The organism is Streptomyces sp. R-74717, from assembly GCF_047305335.1.
In the GTDB taxonomy this organism is placed as follows: domain Bacteria; phylum Actinomycetota; class Actinomycetes; order Streptomycetales; family Streptomycetaceae; genus Streptomyces; species Streptomyces atratus.
In genome coordinates, this window is the sequence record NZ_CP102361.1 from 4,748,156 (window position 1) to 4,760,428 (window position 12,273).

The 12,273-nt window shown below is 72.0% G+C and carries 7 protein-coding genes and 1 riboswitch; of the genes, 4 read left to right on the plus strand and 3 right to left on the minus strand.

What is annotated here, in order from left to right:
• Positions 1-71: 71 nt before the first annotated feature.
• Positions 72-2,183: an asparagine synthase-related protein gene (locus NRF20_RS21680; protein ID WP_398634324.1), complete on the minus strand. Its 2,112-nt coding sequence runs from the start codon at positions 2,181-2,183 to the stop codon at positions 72-74.
• A gap of 1,196 nt (positions 2,184-3,379) precedes the next feature.
• Here NRF20_RS21680 and NRF20_RS21685 point away from each other — a divergent pair.
• From NRF20_RS21685 to NRF20_RS21700, 4 genes are all read left to right on the plus strand, one after another.
• Entirely contained in the window at positions 3,380-5,089 is a 1,710-nt protein-coding gene (locus tag NRF20_RS21685; protein ID WP_413753115.1) for a sporulation protein, read from the plus strand.
• Positions 5,090-5,300: 211 nt separating this feature from the next.
• On the plus strand, positions 5,301-6,557 hold the full coding sequence (lhgO, locus tag NRF20_RS21690) for an L-2-hydroxyglutarate oxidase (RefSeq protein WP_398634326.1): 1,257 nt from the start codon (positions 5,301-5,303) through the stop codon (positions 6,555-6,557).
• Positions 6,547-7,470 carry a tRNA (guanosine(46)-N7)-methyltransferase TrmB gene (trmB, locus tag NRF20_RS21695; protein WP_398634332.1) on the plus strand — a complete coding sequence of 308 codons (924 nt, stop codon included), beginning with the start codon at positions 6,547-6,549 and terminating at the stop codon, positions 7,468-7,470. Before lhgO ends, trmB begins: the two co-directional genes overlap by 11 nt.
• A gap of 87 nt (positions 7,471-7,557) precedes the next feature.
• A complete protein-coding gene (locus tag NRF20_RS21700; RefSeq protein WP_398634333.1) occupies positions 7,558-9,081 on the plus strand; it encodes a PrsW family intramembrane metalloprotease in 1,524 nt (507 codons plus the stop codon).
• 455 nt (positions 9,082-9,536) lie between these two features.
• Here the strand turns inward: NRF20_RS21700 and NRF20_RS21705 are convergent, their stop codons facing one another.
• Positions 9,537-10,481, minus strand: a complete 945-nt coding sequence (locus NRF20_RS21705; RefSeq protein WP_398634327.1) for an aldo/keto reductase — start codon at positions 10,479-10,481, stop codon at positions 9,537-9,539.
• A gap of 169 nt (positions 10,482-10,650) precedes the next feature.
• Positions 10,651-11,832 carry a M23 family metallopeptidase gene (locus tag NRF20_RS21710; RefSeq protein WP_398634328.1) on the minus strand — a complete coding sequence of 394 codons (1,182 nt, stop codon included), beginning with the start codon at positions 11,830-11,832 and terminating at the stop codon, positions 10,651-10,653.
• An 11-nt stretch (positions 11,833-11,843) separates the two neighbouring features.
• A riboswitch (cyclic di-AMP (ydaO/yuaA leader) is annotated at positions 11,844-11,996 on the minus strand.
• Between the last annotated feature and the right edge of the window lie 277 nt (positions 11,997-12,273).

A 12,273-nucleotide genomic window follows, 5' to 3' on the forward strand; every position in this document is an offset into this window, starting at 1 on the left:
GGCCATTCTGTCCCGCGGGGCGGCCGGAAGCAGGCCCCCACCGACAACAGCTGCTACCGCCACTGCGGCTGCTACGGCTGCAGCGTCCGCCTCGTCGGGACGACTCCGCCCGCGACCGCACGCTGGCGGGGTGCCGCCGTGCCCGTCCAGCAGGTGCCGCGCCGCGAGACGAGGCGGCGGAGCCAGAGTTCCGTGGCCGCCAGATGCGCCAGACCGTCCAGCGGGAGTGGTTCGCCCTCCGAGGCCGCGCGCAGGGCTTTCCGTACGACGCGGGCCTCGACCAGGCCCGCGTCGGCGAGCAGCGGTGCGTCGAAGAGGGCGATCAGGTGGGGGAGGGCGGCGCGCAGTCCGGTGCGGGCGGTCGCGTTCGAGGTGGCGAGGGAAGGCGTGCCCCAGCCGGGCGGCAGTTCGTGGATGCCCGCGCCCGCGAGCACCCGGCGCAGGACGGCGGCGCGTGCGCCCGGCTGGACCCGGAGCGATTCGGGGAGCGCACGGGCGGCGCGTACGACCTGATTGTCGAGGAACGGGGCGTGCAGCCGCTGGCTGCGGTTCTCCGCGGCCTGTTCCAGGATCCGGTGGTCGGCGGCGTACCGGGCAAGGGCGGCCCGGGCGCGGGCCTCGCCCGGGCGCTGGACGGAGACGGGGCGGATCGCCGCCTCCTGCAGACGAACCGATACTTCGGCGAGTGCCTCCCCCGTGAGCCAGCGCGCGGCGGGCCCCGGCCGCGACCAGGCGAGGGCGGCGAGCGAGGCGTCGGCGGGGGTGTCGAGGTCGGGGACGTGGCGGTTGGCGTCCGGCAGCTGCTCGGCCGCCGTTTCCAGGCCGGTGCGGTACGACGTACGGGACAGACGGCGAGCCGCGCGGTAGACGGTCAGCGGGACGAAGAGGGAGTGCGCAGTCGGGCCCTCGGCCCTGGCGAGTGCGGCGACCGGTCGCAGCAGATGGCGTCGGCGCCGGTCCATCAGCAGGTCGGCGAGGCGGGCCGGGTGGGCGTCGAGCACCTGCCGGGCGCCGCCGCCGACGAAGTGGTCGGCGCTGCCGGAGGCGAGGCGGCGGCGGTGGCGCTCGGCGACGACGAGGGACGGGGCGGGTTCGTCGGTGAGCGGGCCGCCGCCCAGGTCGGCGTAGGGCAGGGCCTCTTCCCCCGCGGCGACGACGACATGGTGCAGGCGCGGATTGGCGGCGATGACCCGGGCGCGTTCGAGTTCGTCCTCGTGTCCGCGTGCGGTGAGGTCGTTGAAGGTGACGGCGAGCAGCCGCTCCCCCGCCCCCGTGCCGTGGCCGAGGAGGGTGCCGGGCAGGCCCGGCAGTCCGGCGGCGAGCAGGGCGAGGGTGGCGGAGGCACTGCCTCCGGAGAGGTCGGCGCCGATGCCGGGTACGGGTGCGCCGCGGGCGGCGCGTCGTTCGGCGGGCCCCATGCCGGGGACCGGTCCGGGGTCGGGCGGCAGGGTTTCGGGGGCGTGGCGCGGGGCGGTGAGCCTGGCGCGTACGGCTTCGACCAGTGCGTCGCGCACTCCGTCGACGGCGCTGACCGGGTCGAGTTGGGGCGCGGCGACGGCGAGGGACGCCACCGCCTCGTACCCGGTGATCTCGCGCGATCCCTCGCGGAGGATGAGCGCGTGCCCGGGCGGGATGCGCTTCACTCCCGCGTACGGGGTGCCGTCGCGCAGCGCCTCCGGTGTTTCGGGGCAGGCGAGCAGGGCAGCCAGGTGACCGATGTCCAGCTGGGCTTCGATGAGGTCGGCGAGCGGGAGTGCGGCGGTGGCGTACGCCGTGCCGCCGGCCCAGGGTGTGTAGAACACCGGGCGGGCTCCGGCGAGGTCCCCGATGACGGTGATCCGGCGGCCGACCTGGACGACGGTCGTATAGCTGCCGGGCCAGGAGGTGAGATGGCGCAGGGCTCCGCCGCGGGCGGCGAGGAGGCCGGCGCGCAGCTGTTCGTCGGTGGCGCTGCAGCAGCCGAGGACGGCGAGCCGGGCGGTGGGCGCGCCTTCGGCGGTTTCGGCCGCGCTGATACGGATCTCGTCGGGGCGCCAGTCGCCGACGGCCCAGAGAGGATCGGGGTCTCCCCACAGGAGTTGGGATCCGACGGGGTGCATCGTGCGCCCCTCGTCGGCAGAGCCGACGGCACCGGCCGTGCCGAAGCTCGCGGCGATACTGCTCCACCCCACCAACCAACGCATCGCCGCCTCCACAGGCTGTGGACAAAACGGCGCAGCAGGAAAGTACCGGGAGAACTGCGGTAACGCGCGGCGCCGTTGCGAACATGCTGCCACGACAAAGGCGCGCAGGAGGGGCTACGGACGGCGCACGTCGGAAGCGCATGCGCCCCTGGCAAAGACCAGGCCGGGACGGACGGCGGCCGGGTGCGGACGGGCGCACGTCGGGGCGGCAACCGGCGGCGGGTTTCCCGAAGGCCGACCGACACGCGGCCCGCGGGAGGCGGCTCATGCGCCAACGGGCTTATGGATCAGGCGTGTTGCGTTCCCCGTACGAGCGAGATCTACCGGCCGAAATCCGGCCACACCCCGAACCGCCCACGGACCGGTGGCGTAGGACCTCCGAACGGTCGACGGGATGTCCGCGAATCGGTCGGCCCAACCTCGGTCAACCGGCGACATTCAGCCATTCTCAGAGCACGCTGCAACCCGGGGACAGGGAACTCGACGCATCAGAAGTCCCCTTTCGCCCCACTTCATTCCCCGATTCTTCCCGAATCCCTCCCGGAGTCCTCCGTCGGCCGCAGGAGATCACCACCGGGGCGGCGGGCAGCCCCGGCACAGGCCCCGTACCGCTGTCCACGCACAGTCCGGGAGGTGCCGTTCACCTCCCGGACCGGTCCGCCGCCTGCGGGGAATGAGGCGGCAGTGTCCCCCAGCCCACTGAGTCCAATGCAGTGGACCGACCCACGCAGCAACCATGGAAGCGCTTCCGAAACGGCCGTACGAGAGCGCACGGCCGGGCGCACGGCCACACACCAGGGGCACGTACAGGACTCGGCCGGCGGTGTCGACGCCACGTGCGAACGGCACCCCAGGGAGCGCACGAACGGGGCGTCGAGCGGGGCGTCGAGCGGGGTCCCGGGCCGGGTCCGAGCCAGGCCCCGGGCCGCTGTGCGCGGCGACCGGAGCGGTGCCGCGAAGCCGCTCGCGTCCGCACGGACAACAATCCCGCCATACGGACGTCTGCCCCTTAACGGTAGGGATGCGGCGAACTACGCTGGGTTTACTGAGGTTCTCGGCAGGAGGCATATTCCTCGGGGCTCGGCCAAATGCGTGTGCGGCCGGAGTGCCGGGGTTCGTCCCTGGGGAGGACACGGTACGAATGCCGCGCGCCGCAACGGTGACGCGGCTGCCGTCTGTGTGTCGAGGGGTGGCGCATGTCCAGGGAGCAACGCGGACCGAACGAGAAGCTCGGAACCGTTCTCGCCCTCGCGGGAATCAGCAACGCCGGGCTCGCCCGGCGGGTCAACGACCTCGGGGCGCAGCGCGGTCTGACACTCCGCTACGACAAGACCTCGGTGGCCCGGTGGGTCTCCAAGGGCATGGTGCCGCAGGGCGCCGCGCCCCATCTCATCGCGGCGGCGATCGGCGCCAAACTCGGCCGGCCGGTCCCGCTGCACGAGATCGGGCTCGCGGACGCCGATCCTGCGCCGGAGGTCGGACTGGCCTTTCCGCGCGATGTGGCCGAGGCCGTCCGTTCGGCGACCGAGCTGTACCGGCTGGATCTGGCCGGGCGACGGGCGGGCAGCGGCGGGATCTGGCAGTCGCTGGCGGGTTCCTTCTCGGTGAGTGCGTACGCGACGCCCGCGTCCCGCTGGCTGATATCCCCCGCCGACCCGTCGGTGGCGCGCGACTCGACAGCCGCCGAGGCAGCCATCCTCGGCACCCAGGGCGCAAGGGGCGCACGCCCCGTTGCAGGGGCGCAGAGGACGCCGGGTACGCCGGGCGCGGCAGCGGGGCAGAGCGCGGAGGCGGACTCCGGCGCGCCGGGCGTGGCAGGAACGGCGGGCACGCCCGGTGCGGCAGGGGCCCTGGCCGCTCGGACGACGCCGGTGACCCTGGGGACACAGCGGACACCATCCATCCCGGCCCAGCCGGGCCCGGAGACCGCGTCCGCGTCCACGCCCACGCCCACCAGCGCGAACACGGTCACGAGCGACATCTCCCCGCTGCGGGTCGGCCACAGCGATGTCTCCAAGCTGCGCGAGGCGGCCCAGGACGCCCGCCGCTGGGACTCCAAGTACGGCGGCGGGGACTGGCGTTCCTCCATGGTCCCCGAGTGCTTACGCGTGGACGCCGCGCCACTGCTGCTCGGTTCGTACAGCGACGAGGTGGGCCGGGCGCTCTTCGGCGCAGCGGCCGAACTGACCAGACTCGCCGGGTGGATGGCCTTCGACACCGGCCAGCAGGAGGCCGCGCAGCGCTACTACATCCAGGCACTGCGGCTCGCGCGGGCCGCGGCCGACGTACCTCTCGGCGGCTATGTGCTCGCCTCGATGTCACTGCAAGCGACCTACCGCGGCTTCGCCGACGAGGGGGTCGACCTCGCACAGGCCGCCGTCGAACGCAACCGGGGACTCGCCACGGCCCGCACCATGAGCTTCTTCCGCCTGGTGGAGGCGCGCGCCCATGCGAAGGCGAGTGACGCACCGGCCGCAGGGGCAGCGCTGAAGGCCGCCGAGGGCTGGCTGGAGCGTTCCAGGGACGGCGATGCGGACCCCTCGTGGCTGGGCTTCTACTCGTACGACAGGTTCGCGGCCGATGCCGCGGAGTGCCACCTGGATCTGAAGGCGCCCGGGCAGGTGCGGCGCTTCACCGAGCAGGCCCTGTCCAGGCCCACCGAGGAATTCGTCCGCTCGCACGGGCTGCGGCTCGTGGTGTCGGCGGTGGCCGAGCTGGAGTCGGGAAATCTGGACGCGGCCTGCGCGGCGGGCACCCGGGCGGTGGAGGTGGCGGGCCGCATCTCCTCGGCGCGGACCACGGAGTACGTACGGGATCTGCTGCACCGGCTCGAACCGTACGGGCACGAGCCGCGCGTCGCCGAGCTGCGTGAAAGGGCCCGGCCGCTGCTGGTGGCGCCCGCGTAGCCGGACCGCGCAGGACGGACCACGCAGGACGGACCATGCGCCTCCTCACACGTGTCGCCACGACGTCCTTGCGGCATACAAACAGTGTCTGGACGGCGTCCCGGCGGCATCCGGCCGCCGCCAGGCGTAAGGATTCGGCGCCACGCTGGGCTTCGCTGGTTTGAGTGCGTTGTCAGTGGGTCAGTGCACTATCGGGGTGGGAGGTGGCGTGATGATGACGCACGCGGCGTACGACTGCGATGTGCTGGTGATCGGCGGCGGGATCGTCGGCCTGTCGACGGCGTATGCGATCACGCGCACCGCTCCGGGCACCCGGGTGGCGGTGCTGGAGAAGGAATGGGGCCCCGCCCGTCACCAGACCGGGCGTAACAGCGGAGTGATCCACAGCGGCATCTACTACCGCCCCGGCTCGCTCAAGGCCCGCTACGCGGTACGCGGCGCCGCCGAAATGGTCGATTTCTGCGCCGATCACGGCATCGCGCACGCGGTGACCGGCAAGCTGATCGTCGCGACCGAGCGGTCCGAGCTGCCCCGGCTGCACGCACTGGTCCAGCGAGGCCGGCAGCACGGGCTGCCGGTGCGCGAACTGGGGCCCGCCCAGATCGCGGAGTACGAGCCGCAGGTGCACGGGCTCGCCGCGATCCGCGTCGGGACGACCGGGGTGTGCGACTTCGGGGCGGTCGCGGCGCGGTTCGCCTTCGAGGTGAGCGGGGCAGGCGGAGTGATCCGTTACGGGGCGGAGGTCACCGCCATCGACAGGCGCCCCTGGGGTGTGGCGGTGCGTACGGCGGACGGTCCGGTGGTGCGGGCCCGGGTGCTGGTCAACTGCGCGGGGCTGCACTGCGACCGGGTGGCGCGGCTCGCGGGCGACGACCCGGGGGTGCGGATCGTGCCCTTCCGGGGGGAGTACTACGAGCTGGCGCGGCCGGAGCTGGTGCGCGGCCTGGTCTATCCGGTGCCCGATCCGGCGTTCCCGTTCCTCGGCGTGCATCTGACCCGTGGCCACGACGGCAGCGTCCACGTCGGGCCGAACGCGGTCCCGGCGCTGGCCCGCGAAGGGTACGGCTGGCCCGTCGTACGCCCCCGTGAGCTGGCGGACACCCTGGTCTGGCCCGGCACCTGGCAGATCGCACGCAGACACTGGCGGTACGGGGCGGGCGAGGTGCACCGTTCGCTGTCGAAGCGGGCGTTCACGAAAGCCGTGCAGCGGCTGCTGCCCGAGGTCACGGAGTCCGATCTGCGTCCGGCCACGCCCGGGGTCAGGGCCCAGGCCGTGCTGCGGGACGGCACCCTGGTGGACGACTTCCTGATCCGCGAGGCCCCGCACACCGTGCACGTGCTGAACGCTCCGTCGCCCGCCGCGACGGCCTCCCTGCCCATCGGGCGGGAGGTGGCACGCAGGGCGCTGCTCCGGGCGCGGGGGACGGGGTGGAAGCCGCCCGCCGTAGAATCGGGGCATTGTGTCTGAGTCCTTGAACCCCTCCGCAGATCCCTCCGCGAATCCTTCCGCTCCGACGCCCTGCGAGGCCGCGGCCGGGACGAGCAGCGCCGCAGCCGGGACCGGCACCGTCTCCTCGGTCCACGCCCCCGCCTCCGCCGCTGCCGGGATTCCGGACGATCTGCGCGCCGCCTCCTTCGAGCGGCAGCGCAGGCTGCGCCAGGAGCCGCGCTTCCCCGGCGGACCCGCGATCGATCCGGCCGGATCGCACCACGAGCGCCGGATCCGCAGCTTCCAGCCGCGCCGCAGCCGCGTCACGCCCGGCCAGGAGGACGCCCTGCTGCGGCTCTGGCCGAAGTGGGGCCTGGACATCGACGGGCAGCGCGTCCTCGACCTGCCCGAGCTGTTCGACGGGCTCCCGGCCGTGCTGGAGATCGGTTTCGGCATGGGCGAGGCCACAGCGCAGATGGCGGCCGACGACCCGGGTACGGGCATTCTCGCCGTCGATGTGCACACCCCGGGCCAGGGCAATCTGCTGGGTCTCGCGGACCGGAACGGCCTGTCCAACATCCGGGTCGCCAACGGTGACGCGATCATCCTGCTGCGCGAGATGCTGAAGCCCGACTCGTTGGACGGGCTGCGGGTGTACTTCCCCGACCCGTGGCCCAAGAAGCGCCATCACAAGCGGCGGCTGATCCAGCCGGAGTTCCTCGATCTGGTGGCGCAGCGGCTGAAGCCGGGGGCCGTGATCCACTGTGCGACCGACTGGGAGCCGTACGCCGAGCAGATGCTGGAGGTGCTGACCGCGCACCCCCTCTTCGAGAACACCGTGGCGGACGGTGGCTATGCACCGCGGCCTGCGTTCCGGCCGCTGACCCGGTTCGAGGGGCAGGGCCTCGACAAGGGCCATGTCGTGCACGACCTGCTCTTCGCCCGCCGCTGAGACCTTCGCGCGGAGCCGGCGACGGGACCTGACGGACCCGTCGCCCCATGGCCAGCTGTCAGTGCTGCTGGTTAGGGTCATCGGGTGGTGTCCGACGGGTCTGTCCAGCAGCGGCAGTCGCAGCCGGCCGTCCCGCTTCTCGAGGAGCAGCGGGTCGGCGAGATCCTGGCTGCCGTGCCGGAGCGCAGGCACTGGCGTTACCGGCCGCGCCGCGTCGGCATGGTGTGGCGCAGCAGGACATTCCGCATCGGGGCCGTGGTCACGGTGCTCGCGCTGTGCGGTCTGGCGATCCTGGCCCTGGTCCGCGATCAGACGGGCACCGAGGGGTTTCTCGTAGGTCTGGGCCTCGCCGTGCTGCCCGTCCCGCTCCTGATGGCGGCGTTCCGCTGGCTGGACCGGGTCGAACCGGCGCCGTGGCGGAATCTGCTGTTCTCCTTCGCCTGGGGTGCGTTCGCGGCCGCCCTGGTCGCGATCATCGCGAATTCGTTCGCGACCCGCTGGATAGCCACGGCCACCGCCGACCCGTCGGGCGCCGACACCCTCGGCGCCACGGTCATAGCGCCGGTCATCGAGGAGAGCGCCAAGGCCGCGGCCGTCCTGCTGATCTTCCTGTTCCGAAGGCGGGAATTCAACGGAATCGTCGACGGCGTCGTCATCGCCGGCTTCACCGCGAGCGGCTTCGCCTTCACCGAGAACATCCTCTACCTGGGCACCGCCTTCGGTGAGGACCAGCAGATAGGCACCTCGGGCGTTGTCTCGGTGACCGCCGCGACGTTCTTCGTACGGGCGGTGATGTCGCCGTTCGCGCATCCGCTCTTCACGGTGCTGACCGGAATAGGTTTCGGTCTCGCCGCGGTCAGTGCGCGGCACCGCCGGATCCGCCGCATCGCACTGCCGCTGCTGGGTCTCGTCCTCGCCATGGGCATGCACGCCCTGTGGAACGGGTCGGCGTCATTCGGCCCGTACGGCTTCTATGCCGTGTACGGGGTGTTCATGGTCCCGGTCTTCGGCCTGGTGACCTGGCTGGCGATCTGGTCGCGCCAGCGGGAACTGCGTACGCTCTCGGCCGAGCTGCCCGCCTATGCGGCGGCCGGCTGGCTGACCCCCGCCGAACCACTCGCCCTCTCCTCGATGCGGGCCCGCGGCATGGCACGCGACGCGGCACGCCGACGACACCTCGCCGCAGCCTGGGAAAGCCCGTACGGACCGGGATACGCGCATGCATATGCGCCGGGATTCGGGCCGGGACATGTGTCGCCGGGGCGCGAGCCGTCGGCCCGGTCCAGGGCTCGTGCCAAAGCGCAGGCCAAGGCCCACGGCAGGGCTGCCGCCCGCGCCGTCGCCGAGTACGAATCGTTCGCGACATCACTGGCCTCGCTGCGCCGACAGGCCCGCCGCGGGGCGGCGGGCCCGGACTTCGCCGAGCGCGAGCTGGAGCTGCTGCACCATCTCTGGCAGCGCAGGGACGTGGCCGCTCCCGCCCTGACGTACGCGGCACAGGCGACGGGCCGCCTGCGCCCCCACCACCTGCCGATGGCCCCTTACGCATACCCGTTCCCGCAGCACACGCAGTACGGCGGCTACGGCGGCTACGGCTACAACCGTTCCTGAAGAATGAGCGGGAGTGAGTCCCGACAGCCGCACGCCCCGAAGGGTCTTGGGCGCACTGGCCCCCGGCGTACTCGACCCCGGGGCGGCGACACGCATCCGTGCGTGGTCCGATCTCGGGAGGCCGGTTCCCTGCGCGACCTGGCCATGTGGATACGGCCAGAGGCGACGGGGAGGCCCCGAACCATCACTCCGGTGGAGCGGGGGCCCCGCACGCTGGCGCCGCACCCGGCGTCCCAGATCGCACGATCACGTTAACCGGGTCGGCCCAGGGCACCGCAAGCCCGCGAGCGGACCATCACACGATCGAGCTGAACCGACGTCATGCGCACTCCCCGGCGAGCAGTTACCAACCCCTATCTGAACCCGCACCAGCCTCTGAACCCGCACCGGCCACCGCCACCGCAGCAGGGCCGTCCGTGGGCGACGCCCCGCTCCGCATCGCACGGATGCCCCCGTCAGGCGGATGCCTCGGTGAGGTCCGCCAGTTCCTGCTCGGTCAGCGAGAGGTCGGCGACGGCCACCAGTGCGGGCAGCTGCTCGACCGTACGGGCCGAGGCGATCGGCGCGGCGACGGTCGGCCGGGACGCGAGCCACGCAAGCGCGACGGTCGCGATCTCCGCGTCGCGCTCCTGGGCGACCTTGTCGAGTGCCGCCAGGACCTTCTGCCCCCGCTCCGACTCCAGGTACTGACCGGCCTTCTCGGCCCGCGCGCTCTCCACCGAAGCGCCCGGACGGTACTTGCCGGTGAGGAAGCCGGAGGCGAGGGCAAAGTACGGGACGGCGGCGAGCCCGGCCCGGGCGGCCGTGTCCTGGAGCTCGCCCTCGTACGTGTCACGGGAGACCAGGTTGTAGTGCGGCTGCAGGGCGACATAACGGGCCAGCCCCTCGCGCTCCGAGAAGTCCAGGGACGCCTGGAGCCGCTCGGGGCTGATGTTGGAGGCGCCGATCTCCCGGACCTTGCCCTCCTTCACCAGCTGGTCGAGGGCGGTGATGATCTCCTCGACCGGGACGGTCTCGTCGTCGAAGTGCGTGTAGTACAGATCGATGTGGTCGGTGCCGAGCCGGCGCAGCGACTCCTCGGCCGCGGCCTTGATGTTCGCGGCGGAGAGCCCCTTGTACGAGGGGTGGGCGCCGACCTTGGTGGCGACGACGATGTCGGAACGGTTGGAGCGTGCCGCGAGCCACTTACCGATGACGGTCTCCGACTCGCCGCCCTCGTTGCCCGGGATCCAGGCGGAGTAGGCGTCGGCGGTGTCGATGAAGTTGCCGCCCGCCGCGACGTAGGCGTCCAGCACGGCAAAGGACTGCGCCTCGTCGGCGGTCCAGCCGAAGACGTTGCCGCCGAGGGCGAGCGGGAAGACCTGGAGGTCGGAAGGGCCCAGCTCACGAAGAGAAGTCATATACGGAACAACGGACTCCGGCGGGTCCGCTATTCCGGCAGCCCTGGCGTCGGGAGTCCGCTGTTCCGGCAGACCGGCAGCCCTGACGTCGGGGGGTGAGCGCCAGGACTGCCGGGGTTCAACGGCCTGTGAACCGGATCGGATCACAGGCCGGGAGACGGCCGGCGGATCAGGGGTTGAGGCCCTTGCCGCGCAGCCAGGCCATCGGGTCGATGCCCGTACCGTCGGGGGTGTGGACCTCCAGGTGGAGGTGCGCGCCCGTGACATTGCCGGTTGCGCCGACCCGGCCGATGGTCTCACCGGTGGTGACCTTCTGGCCGACACTGACGCCGATCGAGGACTGGTGGCAGAACCACAGCTCCGTACCGTCGTCGAGCTCCAGCACCGTGCGGTAGCCGTACGAACCGGAATAGCCTGCCGACTTGATGGTGCCGCCGTGTACGGCCTTGATCGGGGTGCCGGCCTGCGCTGCGAAGTCGAGGCCGGTGTGGTGGCCGGAGGACCACATCGGGCCGGCCTGGCCGAAGGTCGAGGTGATCGTGTACGAGGAGGTCGGGATGGCGTAGCTGGCGGCGAGCTTGGCGAGCCGCAGGGCCTCAGCCTTCGCCTTGGCTTCCTCCTCCGCCTTCTTCTTCTCGGCGGCGGCCTTGGCCTCGGCCGCGTCCTGCTGCTTCCTGGCCTCGGCGGCGGCCTTCTCCGCGGCCGCCTTCTCCTGCGCCGCCTTGGCCTCGGCGTCGGCGGCGTCCTGCTGCTGCTCGGCCTGCTGGAGGATGCGGGCGCGGAGTGCCTCGCCCGCGTCCATCGTGCCCTGCTCGGCCTCGGCGGCGGTGAGGCCGGCGGTGGTGAGCGGGGCGGCAGCGGCGGCGGCCTCGGCCTTGTCGGCCTCGGACTCGCCGGAGAGCAGGGAGCCCACGCCGGGAAGGGACTTGGCGTCGGGGAGGTTGTCCGAGATGGAGTCGGGAAGGGAGATGGAGACCGGCGGCTTGCTCTGCGCGGTGGCCATGCCGCCCGCGCCGACTGCCGCGATGACACCGACCCCGAGTACCGTGGAGCTACGGGCAAGTCCGTTGCGCTGCTTGGCGACGCGGTGCCTGCCGCGAACGGGGCGGACGGACTCCTCGGTGGGGTTCCACTCGTCCCAGCTTCTGTCGGGCTCACCGTTGCCGTCGGCGCGGAATTCGCTGCCGAACTCACCGGCGAAGCCACCGCCCGTCTCGGCGCCGAACACCGTTCCCGTCCCGGCGGTTCCGTAGTCGGAGCCGAAATCGGATCCGAAGTCGGCGCCGAAGTCGGAACTGAACTCGGGGTTGAACCGAGAGGGGGCCTCGGGGGCAGGCTTGTTGGACGCCACGGGGGCGCACTCCTTTCCTTCCTTCTCGCCTACCGGGTTAGCTGACGGGTTCGGAGCAGGAAGGTCTCCTACGGGCGCCTCTGCCTCTCACGAGACACAGGTGCCCGATTCACCCCATGTAGGTGGTTCCCCGGTTCCCTTGCGGAATTCGGCGCTCGCGCACGGTGCCGCCACTGACGACGGCTGGGACGACCGCGCTGCGTTATCGAACGTTAATAGACACACGGGTCTGATTCCAAGCTGTTCCCACTGATCGTTCAGGTCTTTGGCCTGGACTTTACGGGACACAATCGGGTGGAACCGGACGAGTTGATCGACCCTCAGCCATTACCCGGTTTCTGACGTTGCGTCAAATGTTATGCGGAGCGACGCCTTTCGGTTACGTACGGTGGCATCCCGCACCCAAGGCCGCGCCCCGGGACGCGCGAAACACCCGGCCCG

Coding starts and splice junctions, on each gene's coding strand:
- NRF20_RS21680 (WP_398634324.1), bottom strand. CDS start 2,183: ATGCGTTGGTTGGTGGGGTGGAGCAGTATCGCCGCGAGCTTCGGCACG.
- NRF20_RS21685 (WP_413753115.1), top strand. CDS start 3,380: ATGTCCAGGGAGCAACGCGGACCGAACGAGAAGCTCGGAACCGTTCTC.
- lhgO (WP_398634326.1), top strand. CDS start 5,301: ATGATGACGCACGCGGCGTACGACTGCGATGTGCTGGTGATCGGCGGC.
- NRF20_RS21705 (WP_398634327.1), bottom strand. CDS start 10,481: ATGACTTCTCTTCGTGAGCTGGGCCCTTCCGACCTCCAGGTCTTCCCG.